The sequence below is a fragment of the Streptomyces sp. NPDC085524 genome, from assembly GCF_044541755.1.
Lineage (GTDB): Bacteria > Actinomycetota > Actinomycetes > Streptomycetales > Streptomycetaceae > Streptomyces.
Map to the genome: position 1 here is coordinate 196,155 of NZ_JBITTH010000016.1, position 18,398 is coordinate 214,552.

Annotated in this window: 15 protein-coding genes, 1 rRNA gene and 1 riboswitch; of the genes, 3 read left to right on the forward strand and 13 right to left on the reverse strand. The window is 70.6% G+C overall.

From position 1 onward, the window contains the following. Nucleotides 1-6 precede the first annotated feature (6 nt). On the reverse strand, nt 7-1,521 hold the full coding sequence (locus tag ACIGFK_RS24890) for a glutamate-cysteine ligase family protein (protein ID WP_376658170.1): 1,515 nt from the start codon (nt 1,519-1,521) through the stop codon (nt 7-9). A gap of 492 nt (nt 1,522-2,013) precedes the next feature. On the opposite strand from ACIGFK_RS24890, the gene ACIGFK_RS24895 reads away from it, so the two are divergent. Then, nucleotides 2,014-2,634, forward strand: a complete 621-nt coding sequence (locus tag ACIGFK_RS24895; protein ID WP_376658169.1) for a hypothetical protein — start codon at nt 2,014-2,016, stop codon at nt 2,632-2,634. A 261-nt stretch (nt 2,635-2,895) separates the two neighbouring features. Next, the gene (locus tag ACIGFK_RS24900) at nt 2,896-3,084 is read left to right on the forward strand and encodes a DUF5999 family protein (RefSeq protein ID WP_329388107.1); all 189 of its coding nucleotides are present in this window, start codon (nt 2,896-2,898) and stop codon (nt 3,082-3,084) included. A gap of 66 nt (nt 3,085-3,150) precedes the next feature. Here the strand turns inward: ACIGFK_RS24900 and gcvP are convergent, their stop codons facing one another. Next, entirely contained in the window at nt 3,151-6,036 is a 2,886-nt protein-coding gene (gcvP, locus tag ACIGFK_RS24905) for an aminomethyl-transferring glycine dehydrogenase (RefSeq protein ID WP_376660909.1), read from the reverse strand. A gap of 195 nt (nt 6,037-6,231) precedes the next feature. Further along, a riboswitch (glycine riboswitch) is annotated at nt 6,232-6,330 on the reverse strand. A gap of 112 nt (nt 6,331-6,442) precedes the next feature. On the opposite strand from gcvP, the gene ACIGFK_RS24910 reads away from it, so the two are divergent. Then, nucleotides 6,443-6,808, forward strand: coding sequence for a PRC-barrel domain-containing protein (locus ACIGFK_RS24910; RefSeq protein ID WP_376660908.1), 366 nt, complete (start codon nt 6,443-6,445; stop codon nt 6,806-6,808). Between the two features lie 1,031 nt (nt 6,809-7,839). On the opposite strand, the gene ACIGFK_RS24915 is transcribed toward ACIGFK_RS24910, so the two are convergent. The 11 genes from ACIGFK_RS24915 to rrf form a co-directional block, all read right to left on the reverse strand. Beyond that, the gene (locus ACIGFK_RS24915; RefSeq protein WP_400053636.1) at nt 7,840-9,342 is read right to left on the reverse strand and encodes a DNA polymerase IV; all 1,503 of its coding nucleotides are present in this window, start codon (nt 9,340-9,342) and stop codon (nt 7,840-7,842) included. A 67-nt stretch (nt 9,343-9,409) separates the two neighbouring features. Further along, nucleotides 9,410-10,048, reverse strand: coding sequence for a MerR family transcriptional regulator (locus ACIGFK_RS24920; RefSeq protein WP_376660906.1), 639 nt, complete (start codon nt 10,046-10,048; stop codon nt 9,410-9,412). Between the two features lie 190 nt (nt 10,049-10,238). Further along, a complete protein-coding gene (locus tag ACIGFK_RS24925; RefSeq protein WP_030009777.1) occupies nt 10,239-10,712 on the reverse strand; it encodes a bifunctional nuclease family protein in 474 nt (157 codons plus the stop codon). 63 nt (nt 10,713-10,775) lie between these two features. Further along, nucleotides 10,776-11,549 carry a MerR family transcriptional regulator gene (locus tag ACIGFK_RS24930; RefSeq protein WP_376660905.1) on the reverse strand — a complete coding sequence of 258 codons (774 nt, stop codon included), beginning with the start codon at nt 11,547-11,549 and terminating at the stop codon, nt 10,776-10,778. Nucleotides 11,550-11,568: 19 nt separating this feature from the next. Next, on the reverse strand, nt 11,569-12,525 hold the full coding sequence (locus ACIGFK_RS24935) for an FHA domain-containing protein (protein ID WP_376660904.1): 957 nt from the start codon (nt 12,523-12,525) through the stop codon (nt 11,569-11,571). Between the two features lie 73 nt (nt 12,526-12,598). Next, nucleotides 12,599-13,435, reverse strand: coding sequence for a DUF881 domain-containing protein (locus ACIGFK_RS24940; RefSeq protein WP_386466868.1), 837 nt, complete (start codon nt 13,433-13,435; stop codon nt 12,599-12,601). A 5-nt stretch (nt 13,436-13,440) separates the two neighbouring features. Then, entirely contained in the window at nt 13,441-13,773 is a 333-nt protein-coding gene (locus tag ACIGFK_RS24945; protein ID WP_373040019.1) for a small basic family protein, read from the reverse strand. Continuing rightward, nucleotides 13,770-14,678: a DUF881 domain-containing protein gene (locus tag ACIGFK_RS24950; protein ID WP_376660902.1), complete on the reverse strand. Its 909-nt coding sequence runs from the start codon at nt 14,676-14,678 to the stop codon at nt 13,770-13,772. The genes ACIGFK_RS24945 and ACIGFK_RS24950 overlap by 4 nt, the downstream gene beginning before the upstream one ends. 112 nt (nt 14,679-14,790) lie before the next feature. After that, nucleotides 14,791-17,286, reverse strand: a complete 2,496-nt coding sequence (locus ACIGFK_RS24955) for a sugar phosphate nucleotidyltransferase (RefSeq protein ID WP_376660901.1) — start codon at nt 17,284-17,286, stop codon at nt 14,791-14,793. A 97-nt stretch (nt 17,287-17,383) separates the two neighbouring features. Next, on the reverse strand, nt 17,384-17,974 hold the full coding sequence (locus tag ACIGFK_RS24960; RefSeq protein WP_386466865.1) for a CDP-alcohol phosphatidyltransferase family protein: 591 nt from the start codon (nt 17,972-17,974) through the stop codon (nt 17,384-17,386). 137 nt (nt 17,975-18,111) lie between these two features. Continuing rightward, nucleotides 18,112-18,228 (reverse strand): 5S ribosomal RNA (rrf, locus tag ACIGFK_RS24965). Nucleotides 18,229-18,398 lie beyond the last annotated feature (170 nt).

Sequence of the window (18,398 nt, forward strand, 5' to 3'; positions counted from 1 at the left end):
GGCCGGTCAGGCCGGGCCGGCACCCCCCAATCCCACGGGCCAGGTGTGCACGGGATCGCCCTTGTGCATCAGCTCGCTGTAGCGCCGGGTGGTCGCGGCCAGCGCCTCGTCCCGTTCCAGTCCGGACGCGAGGGCCTGGTGGTAGGTGTCCACCTGCCAGGTCGCCCCGTTCACCCGGCGCCGGCAGCGCTCCTCGATGATGCCGAGGTAGTGGTCCCGGTCCGCCGGCTCGATGCCCCAGGCGTCCAGCCCGGCCGCCGCCATCGGCAGCAGCTCGTCCAGCACCAGCCGCACCGCCGGTACGCTCACCAGTCCCCCGGCCCTGCCCCGGCGCGGCCACCGCACGCGCGCCTCGATCCCGTACCGGCAGGCCGCGTCGAAGTTGGCCTCCGCCTCGGCGAAGGGCAGCCTGGTCCACACCGGGCGCGGATCGTCGGCGAGGGTGCGTACGAGCCCGTAGTAGAAGGCGGCGTTGGCGACGACGTCGGCCACGGTGGGCCCGGCCGGCAGCACCCGGTTCTCCACCCGCAGGTGCGGCGCCCCGTCCGCGACCCCGTACACGGGCCGGTTCCAGCGGTAGACCGTGCCGTTGTGCAGGACGAGTTCCTGAAGCCGCGGCACCCCGCCCTCGTCCAGCACCCGCAGCGGTTCCTCCTCGTCGCAGATCGGCAGCAGGGAGGGGAAGTAGCGGACGTTCTCGGCGAAGAGCTCGTACGCCGAGTCCACCCACCGCTCCCCGAACCAGGTGCGCGGGCGCACCCCCTGCGCCTGGAGCTCGACCGGCCGGGTGTCGGTGGCCTGCGTGAACAGCGGCGGCCGCGACTCCCGCCACAGCTCGCGCCCGAACAGGAAGGGTGAGTTGGCCCCGACGGCTATCTGCACGGCGGCCACCGCCTGTGCGGCGTTCCACACGTCGGAGAACCGGGCCGGGGTCACCTGGAGGTGCAGTTGTACGGAGGTGCAGGCGGCTTCCGGCACGATCGACCCGGAGGTCCAGGTCAGCCGCTCGACACCCTCGATGTCGAGCGTGAAGTCCTCGCCCCGCATCATCAGGATCTGCTCGTTCAGCAGCGAGTACCGGTCCACCGCCGACAGGTTGGCGGCGACCAGGTCACCGCGCGAGATCGTCGGCAGAATTCCGATCATCACCACCCCGGCATCGATCTCGGCGGCCTGCCGGTGGGCGTAGCCCAGCCCCGCACTGAGTTCTTCGGCGAGCCGGTCGAATACGCGGCCGCCGAGCCTGTGCGGAAGGACGTTGACCTCCAGGTTGAACATTCCCAGTTCGGTCTGGAAATCCGTGCTCGCAATCCGCTCCAGCACCTCCGCATTCACCATTCTCGGCAGCCCGTCGGCACCGGCGAGATTCAACTCGATCTCCAGTCCCATCATGTTCTTCGGGCGATCGAACCTCCCCTCCGCCAGAAGTCGCTCCAGTCCCTCCAGACACTCGTGGAGCTTCCTTCGATACCTCTGCCGATCGGACAGGTCGAATCCGCCCGCCACGACCTTCTCCCCCATCGAAGCGTCCCTCCTCGACTGCGCCTGGCCTTGGGCACCCAGGCGCGCGTTACGGTCGATGATGCCCCGGCAGCGTGATCCATAACGCCCGGGGGGCGTGCACTGCGCGGAGCGCGCGCCGGTTTGGCCGAAGGGCGCTCCGGCACATTCACCTGGCAAGCCGCGTTGCGCAAATTCCGCCTCGCCTTTGCCCGTTCCGGATTGCCGACGCTTTTCAGCCGGGCCCCCGTCCGGTAACCTCCGAGGTCAGCGCGACATGTTCGCGCCCATCCGGCATGAATGCCATGTCAGCGGGACCGGTAAGCGCCTTGTCGGCAATAGGCGGGACAGCTAGCCGAAACACTGCGTGAACACATGTCGTATAAACTCCGCAAACGAGGCAGAGAGTTGGCGCGCGGCCATTGCCCCTCAGCCCCCCTCTGGCCCCAGAATGCGACAGCGCCGTCCGCACCTCCCCCTTCCACAGGTCTCCCAAGTGAGAGGCGACCCACCATGCCGCTGCACGTCCCTCCGGCTCCCGCATCCGCCCTGCGCAGTGTCCTTGCGGCTCTCGGTTCCCCCACCGCAGTCAACGAGGCGCACACTCCCGCCCTGCGCGCGCTCCAAGGGCCGATGACCGCCGAACTCCCCCTGCCGGTCCACGTCCTCGACCGGCTGGGCATGTCCACCCTGGCGGCCGGCGGCAGGCCGCCGCGCACCCGGCTCACCGGCTGGCGGTTCCTCATCCGCAGCGGCGACCGCTTCGTCGCCGCGGCCGACACCCGTCTGACCCCGGACGGCTGGACCTTCTCCCACTTCTTCGAGGGCCCCTACGTGGCGGCCACCGAACGCGCCCTGCGCCAGGCGGAGTCGCTCGGCAAGGGCTACCAGCCGCGGCTGCTGTCCGTACCGGAGCTGTACATGCTGACCCTGTGGCTGCACGGGGCGGTGGGCGCCGACCCCGCCGCGGGTCTGCCCGCGGGCGAGGACCTCCTGGTGCCCCTGGCTCCGGCCCCGCCCGGCATCGCCGCGTACCGGCCGCATCCGGTCTCCGAGCTGCTGCCGGTGCTGACCCACCGGCTCACCCCCGCGACGCCGCCGGTCCCGCCCACGCTGGCCGCTCCGGCCGCCTGACCCGATTGGCCCATTCGGGTTAGTCCGCCCGGGCCACCTGCGAACCATCCGAAATGACAGGGGAGTTGGCCTGAACCGCCCGCACGAGTGATGCGTCATCAATCTGTGAGGACAGCTGGCGGGAAATCCCTGCGAAGCGGCTGTCCTGGGGGAAGACTGAGGACACGCTCCCCGCGGGTGCGGGGATGATCCAGGGGGACGGCCATGAATCACGCATCGAGCCGTAGCACACAGACCACGTCGCAGCGAAAGAACGCATCCATGTGCCAGCACCAGCCAGCCTGCCCGTCAGCCGAATCCGCCGACCGGGAGGCGGCCCGCCCGGTGGCCAACCACCCGGAGCAGGGCTGGAGCCTGCTGTGCAACGGCGTCCTGCTCTTCGAGGACACCGGGGAGCTGCTGCCCGACGGCCAGATCATCGCCCCGCACCGGCCCCTCGCGGTGGCGTAGGACGGATCGGGAACGGCGAAGGGGCCGGTCCGGGAGGTTCTCCCGGACCGGCCCCTTCGTCATCGGTCAGTTGTCGTACTCGTCCAGCGGCGGGCAGGAGCACACCAGGTTCCGGTCACCGAACGCACCGTCGATGCGGCGCACCGGCGGCCAGTACTTCTCGGCGGCCGAGACCCCGGCCGGGAACACGGCCTCGTCACGGGTGTACGGGTGGTTCCACTCGCCGCCCAGCGCCGCAGCGGTGTGCGGGGAGTTGGCCAGCGGGTTGTCCTCGAGCGGCCACTCGCCGGAAGCGACCTTCTCGATCTCGCCGCGGATGGCGATCATGGCGTCGCAGAAGCGGTCGATCTCGGCGAGGTCCTCGGACTCCGTCGGCTCGATCATCAGCGTGCCGGCGACCGGGAAGGACATGGTCGGCGCGTGGAAGCCGTAGTCGATCAGGCGCTTCGCGATGTCGTCGACGCTGACCCCCGTCTCCTTCGACAGCGGACGCAGGTCGATGATGCACTCGTGCGCGACCAGGTCGCCCGGCCCGGTGTAGAGCACCGGGTAGTGCGGCTCCAGGCGCTTGGCGATGTAGTTGGCGCCCAGCACGGCCACCTGGGTGGCGCGCTTGAGGCCCTCGCCGCCCATGAGGCGCACGTACGACCAGGAGATCGGCAGGATGCCCGCGGAACCCCACGGCGCGGCCGAGATCGGACCGACGCCCGTCTCCGGGCCCGCGGTCGGCTGCAGCGGGTGGTTGGGCAGGTACGGGGCCAGGTGTGCCCGGACACCGACCGGGCCGACGCCCGGGCCGCCGCCGCCGTGCGGGATGCAGAAGGTCTTGTGCAGGTTCAGGTGCGAGACGTCGCCGCCGAAGTGACCCGGCTTGGCCAGACCCACCAGGGCGTTCAGGTTCGCGCCGTCCACGTAGACCTGGCCGCCGGCCTCGTGCACCTGGGCGCAGATGTCGGCGACGTGCTCCTCGAACACACCGTGCGTGGACGGGTAGGTGATCATCAGCACGGAGAGCTCGTCGCGGTACTGCTCGATCTTGGCGCGCAGGTCGTCCGCGTCCACCTCGCCGTCGTCGGCGGTCTTGACGACGACGACCTTCATGCCGGCCATCACGGCGCTGGCGGCGTTGGTGCCGTGCGCGGAGGACGGAATGAGGCAGATGGTGCGCTGCTCGTCGCCGTTCGCGCGGTGGTAGGCGCGCACGGCCAGCAGACCGGCGAGCTCACCCTGCGAACCGGCGTTCGGCTGGATGGAGACCTTGTCGTAGCCGGTGACCTCGGAGAGACGTTCCTCCAGCTCGTTGATGAGCGTGAGGTAGCCCTCGGCCTGCTCCACGGGGGCGAAGGGGTGCAGCTGGCCGAACTCGGGCCAGGTCACCGGCTCCATCTCGGTGGTCGCGTTGAGCTTCATGGTGCAGGAGCCCAGCGGGATCATGCCGCGGTCCAGCGCGTAGTCCTTGTCCGAGAGCTTGCGCAGGTAGCGCAGCATCGCGGTCTCGGAGCGGTGCTGGTGGAAGACCGGGTGGGTCAGGAAGGCGTCCGAGCGCAGCAGGCCCTCGGGGAGGGTGTCCGCCGCGGTCTCGTCCAGGGCCTCGATGTCGGCGCTGACGCCGAAGGCGGCCCAGACGGCCTCGATGTCGGCGCGCAGGGTGGTCTCGTCGCAGGCGACGGCGACGTGGTCCGCGTCGGCCTGGTGCAGGTTGACCCCGCCCTTGCGGGCGGCGGCGACGACCTCGGCGGCACGGCCCGGGACGCGGGCGGTGATCGTGTCGAAGTACGCGCCGTGCACGATCTCCACGCCGCCGGCCGTCAGGCCCGCGGCGAGCAGGGTCGCGTAGCGGTGGGTGCGGCGGGCGATCGTCTGCAGGCCGTCCGGGCCGTGGTAGACCGCGTACATGGCGGCCATGACGGCGAGGAGCACCTGCGCGGTGCAGATGTTGCTGGTGGCCTTCTCGCGGCGGATGTGCTGCTCGCGGGTCTGCAGCGCCAGGCGGTACGCCTTGTTGCCGTCCGCGTCCACGGAGACGCCGACGAGGCGGCCCGGCAGGGAGCGGGCGTGCTTGGCCTGGACGGCCATGTAGCCGGCGTGCGGTCCGCCGAAGCCCATCGGAACGCCGAAGCGCTGCGTGGTGCCGACGGCGATGTCCGCACCCAGCTCGCCCGGGGAGGTCAGCAGGGTCAGGGCGAGCAGGTCGGCCGAGACGGTGACGATCGCGCCGAGCTCGTGCGCCTGGTCGATGACCGGCTTGATCTCCCGTACGGCGCCGGAGGCACCCGGGTACTGGAGCAGCACACCGAAGACACCGCGCTCGGCGATCTCGGCGGGGATGCCGTTCGAGAGGTCCGCGACGACGACCTCGACGCCCGTCGGCTCGGCGCGGGTCTCGATCACCGCGATGGTCTGCGGCAGGGCGTCGGCGTCGATCAGGAAGACGCCGCCCTTGACCTTGCCCACGCGGCGGGCGAGCGACATGGCCTCGGCGGCCGCGGTGCCCTCGTCGAGCAGCGAGGCACCCGAGGTCGGCAGGCCGGTGAGGTCCGCGACGAGGGTCTGGAAGTTCAGGAGCGCCTCGAGGCGGCCCTGCGAGATCTCCGGCTGGTAGGGCGTGTACGCCGTGTACCAGGCCGGGTTCTCCATGACGTTGCGGAGGATCACCGGCGGGGTGAAGGTCCCGTAGTAGCCGAGACCGATCATGGAGGAGAGGACCTGGTTGCGGTCGGCGAGCGAACGCAGCTCGGCCAGCACCTCGGCCTCGGTCCGCGCCTCGGGCAGGTTCAGCGCCTCGGCGGTCTTGATGACGTCCGGCACCGCGGCAGCGGTCAGTTCGTCCAGCGAGCCGTAGCCCACCTGAGCGAGCATCTTCGCCTGCGCCTCGGCGTCCGGACCGATGTGGCGCTGCTCGAAGGGGATGCCTCGCTCCAGCTGGGAGAGCGGAATGCGGTTGGCGGTCATGTACGGAGGCCTCCTGGTCGTACGACCTGCGAGGGGCACCACGGCGCGGGCACCCGGACGGCCTCCCCCTCTGTCATCTCAACCTGAGAGTTTCACCGGTCGCTGGAGGGTCGCTCGAGCCACCGGCTTTCACCGTCGGTGAGGAGGGGAACCGGCACTGCGCGCCCGGTACCCGCCCCTGCTTTCCAGAGTGGCCTCGTCCGTGCGGTACGTATGCCTGAGAGATTCCGGGGAGGATTTGCTCCTTCGGCGCCTCCGTCGTTCTCACTCGGAGGACTCTCCCGCACAGGGTCGACAGCCATCACCCAGCCTACCAGCGAGGATCCGGGCCCTCCCCGAGTGGCCTCTTCTTGGGATATGCACTTCTGTAGTCATTACGGAGGAGTTGCGACCATTTGGAGGGACCGTGCAGACCGACATCGATCCGCGCAGCCTGATCGGCCGCAAGGCGTTCGACCGCAATGGCACCAAGATCGGCACCGTGGACGAGGTCTACCTCGACGATGCCACGGGCGTCCCGGAATGGGCCGCCGTCCGTACGGGCCTGTTCAGCCGGGACGCGTTCGTCCCGCTGGAGCCGAGCGAGCTGGTGGGCGACGCCCTGCGGGTGCCGTTCGACCGCTCCCTGATCAAGGACGCCCCCGACTTCGGCGTCGGCCGCCACCTCTCCCCCGAACAGGAGCTCCAGCTCTACCACCACTACGGCCTGGACGTGACGCTCCCCACGGACTTCCAGCGCGACTTCGGCCACCTGGCAGGCGACGAGGACTGACCCACCCCGGGGCCCGCCGCCCCGGACCCGCCGCCCCGGGCCCCGGAACGGCCCGGGCTCCGGCTGCCACGGCCCGGCACGCTCCGAACCCCGGCACGGCCCGGGTCCCGGCCTGGCACAGCCCGGCCCGCTCGGCCTCGGGAGTCGGCCCGGCACGGACCGGTGGACGCACCGACGCGCCCCGGGCCCGGCCGCGGCCGGGCACACCACGGCCCCGGCCTGACCAGACCGGACAGGCCGTTCACCGGCATGGGCCCGGGTACAAGCCCTGCACGAGAGCAGGCGCGCCACGGCGTGGCCGGCTGGCCGCAGACCATGCCCACCAGGCCACACGGTCCTACGGGCCGCAGGGCGCGGGGCCGCGGGGTGCAGCCGTGCGGCCGTGGGCCTGGGGCGCAGCACGTGGGCCAGGGCCGTTGGCACCGGGCACCCGGCACCGGGCGCAAGCGCGTGGGACGTAGGCCACGGACACCGGGCGCAGCGCGCGTGGGACGCCGGCCGCGGACCACGGGCCGCTATGGCCCCACTCAGCCACCACCGGGCCTGCACGGGCCGCACGAGGCTGAAGCGTCCTATGGGGCTGAAGGGCCGTATGGGGCTCAGGGACGCAGAGGCCTGCTACCGGCCCGGGCTTCGGCCACGTGAGGCGCAGGCCGCACGCAGCCGCGGCCGGGCACACGCACGGCCAGACACGTACGGCTGGGCACAGCCACGGCCGGACGCGGGCACGGCCTGGCGCAACCACCGTCCGGCACGGGCACGGCCCGGCACAGCCGCCGCCGGGCGCAGGCACCGACCGGCGCAGCGGCAGCCACGGCCCGGCACGGGCACGGCCGGACACCGGCACGGCCCAGCACACACACCGCCGGACACCGGCACCGCCCAGCACACACACCGCCGGACACCGGCACCGCCCAGCACACACACCGCCGGACACCGGCACGGCCCAGCACACGCACCCGCCGGGCACAGACACCGCCCGGCGCAGGCACGGGCCCGGGACGCGCGCGGCCCGGGGTGTGGGCGGGCCGTCAGCCGCCCCCGGCGCCGGAACCGGCACCCGCATCCGCCCTCGGCTCCGACCCCGCGGCCCCCACCAGCGGCAGCGGGTCCGACGGCTCCAGCTCGGGGTCGTCCACCCGGAAGGTGCGGACCCGGCCCGGCTGCGATCCGGGCTGCTCGAACCGCACGGTCACCCGCCCGACCCCGCTGCCCTGCACCCACCCCGGCCCGTACACCGAATGGAGTACGTCGACCCCGGCCATCCACCGCCGCTCCGCAGCCGGCTCCGGCTCCGTGGCGGGCTCGTCCGCCCCCGGCGTCACGGACCACGGGTCCATGACCGCCTCGGCCCCGGCGGACGCAGCCTCCCCGGGAGCCTCGGAGGCCCCCTCCGAATCCTCCGCCCCGCCCTCCGCACCCTCCGCACCCTCCGCACCCTGCACGGCCTCCGCCGCCTGCATCGCGGCCTGCGCGAAGAGGTCCTCCTGCGTGTAGTCCGCCAGCCCCGTCACGCCCACCCCCAGCAGCCGCACGCCGCCCGTGGTGTCCACGCCCTCCAGGAGCCGCGCCGCGGCCTCCCGGACCACGCCGGGGTCGTCCGTGGGCCCCCGCAGCGTCTCGGAGCGGGTCAGCGTCGAGAAGTCGTACCGCCGCACCTTCAGCACGATCGTGCGCCCCGAGTGCCCCGAATCCCGCAGCCTCCGCACGCACCGGTCCGCCAGCCGCTGCACCTCGCCCCGGATCCGGACCCGGTCGTGCAGGTCGACGTCGAAGGTGTCCTCGACCGAGACCGACTTCGCGTCCCGCTCGGCGACCACCGGCCGGTCGTCCAGCCCCAGCGCCATCCGGTACAGGCCCACGCCGTGCGCGCGCCCGACCATCCGGACCAGCTCGTCCTCCCCGGCCTCCGCGATCTCCCCCACGGTGGTGATCCCGGCCCGCCGCAGGTGCTCGCCGGTGGCCGGCCCCACGCCGGGCAGGGTCCGCACGGTCATGGGCGCGAGGAGCTCCCGCTCCGTCCCCGGCTCGATCAGCAGCAGTCCGTTCGGCTTGGCCTCCTCGGAGGCCACCTTGGCCAGCATCTTCGACCCGGCCAGCCCCACCGACCCGCTCAGCCCCGTCACGGCCCGGATGTCCGCCCGCAGCCGCTCCCCCGTAGCCCGGGCGCTCGCCGAGTCGAACGCGACCCCGCCCGCCTCCAGGTCCACGAAGGCCTCGTCGAGGCTGAGCGGCTCCACCAGCGGCGACAGCGCCCGCAGCAGCGCCATGACCTGGTCGCTGACCTCGCGGTAGAGGCTGAAACGCGGGATGAGGTAGGCGCCGTTCGGGCAGAGCCGCCTCGCCTGAGCCGTCGGCATCGCGGAGTGCACCCCGAACCGCCTGGCCTCGTACGAGGCGGTCGCGACGACCCCGCGCGGACCGAGGCCGCCGACGATGACGGCCTTGCCCCGCAGGCTCGGCTTCGACGCCTGCTCCACCGAGGCGTAGAAGGCGTCCATGTCGAGATGGAGGATGGTCGGCGCGGCTCTCACAGCCCCGATGCTGCCCTACGCCTCTGACATTTCCACGCGGCATTTCCGGGGCGGGCCGCGCCGGCGCTCAGACGGCGCGGTTGCGGCGTGCCGCGAGTTCGTCCGCCGGGTTGTGCCCGACCAGCGTCTCGCCGGTGTCGACGCGCTCCCCGTGCAGCTGCGACAGGGCGCTCTCGACGTCGCGCCACACCACGCCCACGGCGATGCCGAAGACGCCCTGCCCGCCCTGGAGCAGGCTCACGACCTGGTCCGGGGAGGTGCACTCGTAGACGGTGGCGCCGTCGCTCATCAGGGTCATCCGCTCCAGGTCGTGGAACCCGCGGTCGCGCAGGTGCTGGACGGCCGTGCGGATGTTCTGAAGCGCCACCCCGGTGTCCAGGAAGCGCTTCACGATCTTGAGGACCACCACGTCCCGGAAGCTGTAGAGCCGCTGGGTGCCCGACCCGTACGCGGGCCGCACGCTGGGCTCCACCAGCCCGGTCCGCGCCCAGTAGTCGAGCTGCCGATAGGTGATCCCGGCCGCGGCGCACGCCGTCGGCCCCCGGTATCCGATCTGCGCGGGCGCCTGGTCGCCACCCACCGGTCCGACCGGCGTCGACTCCGGCTGACGGCGCGCGGAACCGACCGCACTTCCGTGCATCGGGTACGGTCCCCCGTCACTCCGCGCGGGGGTGCCCCCGGTCGTACCGTCGCCCGTGATCCTCACGCCGACCCTCCGTCCTTGACCTGCCACCTTGAAGGTAGGCAGTCACCAGGGGTGCGTCAACGATCGCCACACTCGGCACGCCGAGTGATAATCACCCTGAGAGTGGTTTCCCGTATCCCCTTGCGGGGAAAGGCTACTCGAATGGGCCGAAATACCCGGCGGTCCGCCCCGTTGGACGGTCCACCGGGGCTCACTGCGGGCCGGTGCCGAAGTCCTCGGGCGAGATCTGGTCGAGGAACTCGCGGAACTTCTCCACCTCGTCCTCCTGCTCGTCCGGAATGGCGATTCCGGCGTCGTCGAGGACGCCGTCACTGCCGTAGATCGGCGTCCCCGTCCGCAGGGCCAGCGCTATGGCGTCGGAGGGCCTCGCGCTCACCTCGACCCCGCTGGCGAAGACGAGCTCCGCGTAGAAGACGCCCTCCCGCAGATCCGTGATCCGGACTTCGGTGAGCTCCTCGCCGATCGCCTCCAGCACGTCCTTGAACAGGTCGTGCGTCAGCGGCCGGGCAGGGGCCATCCCCTGCTGCGCGAAGGCGATCGCGGTCGCCTCCCCTGGTCCGATCCAGATGGGGAGGTACCGGTCGCCTCCCACTTCACGCAGGAGCACGATCGGTTGGTTGGAGGGCATTTCCACCCGGACACCCACAACGTCGAGCTCGTTCACACAGCAACCCTAGGACCTGCTCGGCAGGTTTGGGTAGTCGGGGCCCCACTCCGACCGGTCGGCTCACCTCAGCCGGACCCCGAGGGCCGTCTGTACGAGGGCCTCGTGGAGCCGTACGGACAGCCCCGCGAGTTCCTTCATCGTGGCCTCCGCGTGCGCCCTGGTCTGCGGGTTGCGGTGGCGGCGCAGCGGTGCCACGACCTGCTCCACCAGGCCCGCCTCGCGGTCCGCGGCGGCCTTCATGGCCCGCAGGTGCCGCGGCTCCAGTCCGAAGCGCCCCAGATCGGCCACGAGCCGGGCCACCGTGACGGCCTCGGCGTCGAATCCGCCGCCCGGTGCCTCCGCGAGCAGGCCGTACGACTCCCATTCGACCAGCTGCACCTCGTCCACCTCGGCGGCCGCGAGCAGCTCCGCGCGACCCACCCGGGCCACCGTGGGCCGCTCCCGGCCCACCTCGCCGTAGAGGGCCACGGGGCTGCCGGGATCGGCCGTGCCGTCGGAGTCGCCGTGCGCGGTGGGCGCCGGGATGCGGATCTGTTCGCCGCGGGCGAGCGCGTCGAGCTGCTCGCGGATGACCTTCAGCGGGAGGTAGTGATCGCGCTGCAACCGCAGGATGCGCGCGAGGCGCTCCACGTCGTCGGTGCTGAACTTGCGGTATCCGGACGGCGTGCGGCGGGGCTCGACGAGCCCTTCCGCCTCCAGGAAACGGATCTTGGAGATCGTGACTTCGGGGAACTCGTCACGCAGCGTGGTGAGCACCGTGCCGATGCTCACCAGCCGCCCGGCGGCGCCTGCGGTGCCGTTGTCGGAGGCACCGCCGGTCGGGGTACGCAGCATGAGACCTTCCCAGATAGGGTCAGACGCCCCGCAGGCTCGCGTAGAAGACCAGCCGGTACTTGCCGATCTGCACCTCGTCGCCGTTGTGCAGGGCGACGGAGTCGATCGGTTCGCGGTTCACGTACGTGCCGTTGAGGCTGCCGACGTCGGAGACGGTGAACCCGCCGTCCTGGCCCCGGCGGAAGTCGACATGGCGCCGGGAGACGGTGACGTCGTCCAGGAAGATGTCGCTCTGCGGGTGCCGGCCCGCCGTGGTCAGCTCGCCGTCCAGCAGGAAGCGGCTACCGGAGTTGGGGCCGCGCCGCACGATGAGCAGGGCGGAACCGGGCGGCAGCGCCTCCACCGCGGCCTGGGCCTCGGGGGACAGCGAGGACGACACGTGCGTCTGTCCCGACACCTCGGCCTCGTAGGCCTCGAGGCCCGAGATCGAGATGGTGGACGTGGTCTCCGAGGCACGCTCCGGCGTCAGACCCGCCCGCAGCGGCGCCCCGCAGTTGGAGCAGAACCGGCTGGCCGCATCGCTGCGGTGTCCGCACCTGCTGCAAATCTGCTCGGCCGACATGGACGGCTCCTCGCGCCGCGGCTGCCCCGCGGAGGCATTGGTGGCGTACGGGTCGGGAGCGAACCCTCCACCCGTAGTTGAGGTTGATGGTTCACCGAAACCTATGCGTCCGGTACCAGCAGGGTCAACAGTCGACGCGCCGGAAGCGCCCGAATTGTCGCCCGGCCCTGCCACCTCGTCGCGGAAGAGCGGCCGGTCGCCCTGCCCTTCCACCTCGCCCTGCCCGGCGCGGTGACGTGCCGCGCCGCTCTCCTCGCGGTTCTTCTTGCCGAACAACTTCTCAAACAACTTCACGGGCGATTCCCCTTGACCGAAACAGACCCGCCCGTGGGGCAGGACGAACTCCGAATGCAGACACCTGCCGACCCGGACATCCTCACAACGTCCGTAACCACCAGACAGTTTCCACCACACACCGCAACTTCGGTGCGCCGACCCCCCGCAGGCATCAGCCCGCGTGAGCCGGTCCACTCTCCACTCAGCATCATCACGATGACGACCGAGCGTAGTCAGGCTGCTTCGCAGCCCGCAAGGCATCCACGACGATCTTCGCCGACCGTGTGACGGCGACGGTGGCCTGCTCCTTCTCCAGCGTCTGGACGACCCCGCCCGGGATGTTGAGCGCGGGCTCCAGATCCTGGGCCTTGCCGATCACCCTGAACTCGTAAGGCTGTGTGATCTTCTTACCGTCGATCGCGACCCCACCGTTCTCGTCGGAGAAGTACGAGCCTGCCACGATGCGCACGCCGTTGATCTGGATCGCCTCGGCCCCGGCCGCCCGCAGCTCCTGGAGCGCGTCCAGCAGCTGGTCCGACCGTACCTTGCCCGTGGGATCGGTGATCTTCAACGTGATGCCCGGCCCCTGAGCTGCCACCGTACCGGCCAGGATGCCGAGTTGGCGCTCCTTCTCCACGGTCTGCTTGCGCGCCTCCTCGGCCTGGTTGGAGCTGCTCTCCAGCTCCTTGCGCTGCTCCTCCAGCCGCTGCTTCTCGTCCTCCAGGCGCTTGGTCCGCCCGTCGAGCTCGTCCAGGATCCGTACGAGGTCCTCCTGACGGGCCCCGCGCAGCGCGCTGGACTCGCTGTTCGACCGCACCTGGATGGCCAGCCCGAGGCCCAGGACGAACAGCAGCAGGGCGACGATCAGTTGGGCGCGGCTCACCCGCGGCGGCCACAGTCCGGCCGCGAGCCGCTGTCGGCCCGTCTGCTCCGCCGGCTCCACCGGCTCCACCACGGGCTTCGGCGGCTGCTCTGCTGCCTCCGACTTCTCGGATGCCCCGGGCTGCTCTGATGCCCCGGGCTGCTCGGGAGTGTCGTCCGTACTCATCGGCCTCACGCCCGGAACACGTGCCGGCGGATGGCCGCGGCGTTGGAGAAGATGCGGATGCCGAGGACCACGACCACGCCCGTGGAAAGCTGCGACCCCACGCCGAGCTTGTCGCCGAGGAAGACGATCAGCGCGGCCACGACCACGTTCGACAGGAACGACACCACGAAGACCTTGTCCACGAAGATGCCGTCCAGCATCGCGCGCAGACCGCCGAACACCGCGTCCAGCGCCGCCACCACGGCGATCGGCAGATAAGGCTCCACCACGGCCGGCACTTCGGGCCGGACCAGAAGTCCGGCCACCACTCCGACCAAGAGGCCCAGTACCGCGATCACGATGCACCCTTCTGCTGCTCTGCTGCTGTAGCTGTACGTACGGTCACGCTCGGCGCGGCCGGCAGCCGCACCTCGTCCGCCGCGGACAGGGTGTAGCGGATCCCGTAGCTCTCCTGCAGCACGTGCAGGTACTGGCCGTCCGCCGAATCCTGGAAGGCCGTGCCGAGCCGCTTCTTGTCCCCCACCGCCAGCACTTCGTACGGCGGCACCAGCGGCCTGTTGTCGACCAGTATCGCGTCACCCGCGGCTCTGATCGCCGACAGCGCCGTCAGCCGCTGCCCGTTGATGGACACGGCCTCCGCCCCGGACTGCCACAGCCCGTTGACGATCTTCTGCATGTCGCGGTCCCGCACCCGGCCGGTGTCCGAGAACCCGGCGCTCTCGCGCGGTCCGCCGCCGCCCCCGTCGGAAGCACCCTTGGCGTCGTCGACGACCAGCTTGATCCCGGGGCCCCGGACCTCCGTGGCACCGGAGAGCAGCGCCACGAGGTCGCCCTGTCCCCCGCCTGGCTGCTTGAGCGCCGCGCGCTGGCGGTCCGCGACATCGGTCCGGAGCCGCTCGATGTCCCGCTCCAGGCCGTCCGCGCGGTTGTCCGCGCGCTCCACCCGGTCGATCAGCTCCTGACGCTCCTTGGCCAGCACCGGGGCGGCCACCTGCGCCTCGGCGGCGCCGAGCGTGACGACCAGGGCCGCGAGCACGAGCCCCGCGGCGAGTCCGAGCTTCGCCTTGAGGGTGCGGGGCAGCCCTGCGGTGCCCTCCGCCTCACGGCGGGCCGACGCTTCCGCATAGCCCTCGTCGAGGCTGTGGTCCATCACGTGCGTCAGCAGCGACATGGAAGCGTCCGGGCGCGGGGGCACCGGGAACGCCGAACTCCGATTGTGGGGCGGCTGCGACATGCCGCACATCGTCGCATGTCGGCGCCGTACACACCGAATGCACCCGTCCGGGGGTCCGGGCCAGGGCTTCCCCTCGCCCGGACCCCGGGACTACGGTCCGCAGCGGATCAGCGCCCGGCGCTCAGTGCCCGGCCCCGTCCACCACTGCGGCCCACTCGTCGAGCAGCGCCTGAGCCGAGGCGTCGTCGGGACCTTCCGCCCACAGGTGCGTGACCGCCTCCGCCGGGTCGGGCAGCACCAGCACCCACCGCCCGTCGGCCTCGACCACCCGCACCCCGTCGGTGGTGTCCACCTGCCGGTCTCCGGCCGCCTCCACGACCCGCCGCATGACGAGTCCCTTCACCGCCCACGGAGTCGGCACGTCCCGCTTGAGGACGTGGGCGCGCGGGATCCGGGCGTCGATCTGGCTCAGCGTGAGCTGCGTACGCGCCACCAGTCCGAGCAGCTGGACGAAGGCGGCCGAGCCGTCGAAGACACTGCTGAACTCCGGAACGATGAACCCTCCGCGGCCGTCGCCGCCGAAGATCGTGTTCTCCGCCCGGCCCACCCGGGTCAGGTCGTCGGGCGAGGTCGTCGTCCACTCCACCTGGGTGCCGTGGTACGCCGCCACCTGCTCGGCGACCCGTGTCGTGGTCACCGGCAGCGCGACCTTGCCGCTGCGCTTCTCCGCGGCCACCAGGTCGAGCAGCACCAGCAGGGCCCGGTCGTCCTCGATGATCCGCCCGCGCTCGTCCACCAGCGAGATCCGCTCTCCGACGGGGTCGAACCGCACCCCGAAGGCCGCCCGGGCCGAGGCCACGATCTCCCCGAGCCGCACCAGCCCGGCCCGCCGGGACTCCGCGGTCTCCGTCGGCCTGGACTCGTCGAGCCCCGGATTGATCGTGAGGGCGTCCACTCCGAGCCGCCCGAGCAAGCTGGGCAGAACGAGGCCGGCGCTGCCGTTCGAGGCGTCCACGACCACCTTGAGGCCGGCGTCGCCGATCCCGGCCGTGTTCACCTGCCTCAGCAGCGATCCCGTGTACGAGTCGAAGACGCTCGACGGGAAGTGCAGGTCGCCGATCTCCCCCGGGAAGGCACGGCGGTACTCCTGGCGTGCGTACACCCGGTCGAGCTTGCGCTGCTGGGCCTGCGAGAGGTCCGCTCCCCGCTCGTCCAGGAACATGATGTCCACGGAGTCCGGGACACCGGGCGAGGTCCGCAGCATGATCCCGCCGGCGCTGCCGCGGGCGGTCTGCTGCCGGGCGACCGGCAGCGGGACGTTCTCCAGGTCCCTCACCTCGATGGCACTGGCCTGGAGCGCCGAGATCACCGCGCGCTTCAGGGCCCTGGCGCCTCGGGAGTGGTCACGGGCCGTGGTGACGATCGCACCCTTCTTGAGGGTGGTCGCGTAGGCACCGGCGAGCCGGACCACCACCTCGGGGGTGATCTCCACGTTCAGGATCCCGGAGACTCCCCGCGCGCCGAACAGGTGCGCCTGGCCGCGGGACTCCCAGATCACCGACGTGTTGACGAAGGCACCGGCCTCGATCGTCTTGAAGGGGTAGACGCGCACGTTCCCCTGGACGATCGATTCCTCGCCGACGAGGCACTCGTCGCCGATGACGGCCCCGTCCTCGATCCTCGCGGAGCGCATGATGTCGGTGTTCTTGCCGATCACGCAGCCGCGGAGGTTGCTGTGGGGCCCGAGGTACACGTTGTCGTGGACGACGGCCTTGTGCAGGAAGGCCCCGCTCTTGACGACGACGTTCGACCCGACGACGGTGTGCTCACGGATCTCGACGCCGGCTTCGATCTTCGCGTAGTCCCCGATGTACAGCGGCCCGCGCAGCACTGCCTCGGGGCTCACCTCGGCCCCTTCGGCCACCCACACGCCGGGCGAGATCTCGAAGCCGTCCATCTCGACCTGGACCTTGCCCTCGAGCACGTCGGCCTGCGCCTTGACGTAGCTCTCGTGCGTGCCGACGTCCTCCCAGTAGCCCTCGGCCACGTAGCCGAAGATCGGCCGGCCTTCCTTCATCAGCTGCGGGAACACGTCACCGGACCAGTCGACCGAGACGTCCGGGTCGACGTAGTTGAAGACCTCCGGCTCCATCACGTAGATGCCGGTGTTCACGGTGTCCGAGAACACCTGGCCCCAGGTCGGCTTCTCCAGGAACCGCTCGACCTTGCCCTCCTCGTCCACGATCGTGATGCCGAATTCCAGCGGATTCGGCACCCGGGTCAGGCACACCGTGACGAGTGCGCCCTTCTCCTTGTGGAAGCGGATCAGATCGGTGAGGTCGAAGTCGGTCAGCGCATCGCCGGAAATGACGAGGAACGCGTCATCCTTCAAGGCCTCCTCGGCGTTCTTGACGCTGCCGGCGGTGCCGAGTGGCTTCTCCTCGTTGGCATAGGTGAGCTCCATGCCGAGCTCTTCCCCGTCCCCGAAGTAGTTCTTCACGAGCGACGCCAGGAACTGCACCGTGACCACGGTCTCGCTCAGCCCATGCCGCTTGAGGAGCCTGAGCACGTGCTCCATGATCGGCCTGTTCGCCACCGGCAGGAGCGGCTTGGGCATGCTCGAGGTCATGGGGCGAAGACGTGTGCCTTCACCACCGGCCATCACGACGGCCTTCATGTCGGAAGAGTCCTCCTTGAGAGATGACGGTCGTGCCGACCTCACCCGTCTCGGACGGTGACTTCCCGACTCCTCCGTGCCATCCGGTCGGGCGGGCTCAATCGGCGGTGGCGTCCGCCTTCACGAGACGGCGGACTTGAACCACGTACAGGATTCCTGCCCACCAATAGAGCGTTGTACCCCATCCCGCGAACGCCCATCCGAAAACAGCCCCCATCCAGGCCAACCAACCCGTGCCGTCACTGAGCAGCAACAAGGGGAACGCGTACATCAGGTTGAAGGTGGCGGCCTTCCCGAGGAAGTTGACCTGCGGCGGCGGATAGCCGTGACGGCGCAGGATCCACACGTTGACCAGCAGCATCAGATCGCGCGCGAGCAGCGCCGCGGTCAGCCACAGGGGAAGAATCTCGCGATAGGTCAGACCGAAGAGCGTCGACAGGATGTACAGCCGGTCGGCGGCGGGATCCAGCAGCCGGCCGAGGTTGCTGATCTGATTCCAGCGCCGCGCGAGCTTCCCGTCGAGGTAGTCACTGATCCCGCTGAGCATGAGTACGGCCAGGGCCCACCCGTCGTACTCCGCGAGGATCAGCCACAGGAACACGGGCACGCCGGCCAGGCGAGCCATGCTCAGGATGTTCGGAATGGTGAAAATTCGGTCAGTCTGAACCCGAGTCTCCTGGACCTCCACCCGGGGGCCTCCACTGTGACGGTAGAAAAGTTGAACGATGCCCCTTGACCCTACAGGAGTCCGTACGCGCATCCGGAACGCAGAAAAGCCCCGCACCGAACCCTGAAGGGCTGGTGCGGGGCTTTCCCACAATGATTGTTCGGCGGCGTCCTACTCTCCCACAGGGTCCCCCCTGCAGTACCATCGGCGCTGAAAGGCTTAGCTTCCGGGTTCGGAATGTAACCGGGCGTTTCCCTAACGCTATGACCACCGAAACCCTATCGGTTTCGAGCGAACAAGCACACTCTGTAGTTGTGTTCTAGCTCTAGAAACCAGCAACTGTTCGTTGCTTCAGAACTAACACAGTGGACGCGAGCAACTGAGGACAAGCCCTCGGCCTATTAGTACCAGTCAGCTTCACCCGTTACCGGGCTTCCACATCTGG

Bases quoted from the DNA above. Each gene is read 5' to 3' on its own strand.
- ACIGFK_RS24930 (WP_376660905.1), bottom strand. From the start codon at position 11,549: ATGCTGCGTACCCCGACCGGCGGTGCCTCCGACAACGGCACCGCAGGC.
- ACIGFK_RS24895 (WP_376658169.1), top strand. From the start codon at position 2,014: ATGCCGCTGCACGTCCCTCCGGCTCCCGCATCCGCCCTGCGCAGTGTC.
- ACIGFK_RS24890 (WP_376658170.1), bottom strand. From the start codon at position 1,521: ATGGGGGAGAAGGTCGTGGCGGGCGGATTCGACCTGTCCGATCGGCAG.
- ACIGFK_RS24940 (WP_386466868.1), bottom strand. From the start codon at position 13,435: ATGAGTACGGACGACACTCCCGAGCAGCCCGGGGCATCAGAGCAGCCC.
- ACIGFK_RS24955 (WP_376660901.1), bottom strand. From the start codon at position 17,286: ATGAAGGCCGTCGTGATGGCCGGTGGTGAAGGCACACGTCTTCGCCCC.
- ACIGFK_RS24950 (WP_376660902.1), bottom strand. From the start codon at position 14,678: ATGTGCGGCATGTCGCAGCCGCCCCACAATCGGAGTTCGGCGTTCCCG.
- ACIGFK_RS24900 (WP_329388107.1), top strand. From the start codon at position 2,896: ATGTGCCAGCACCAGCCAGCCTGCCCGTCAGCCGAATCCGCCGACCGG.
- gcvP (WP_376660909.1), bottom strand. From the start codon at position 6,036: ATGACCGCCAACCGCATTCCGCTCTCCCAGCTGGAGCGAGGCATCCCC.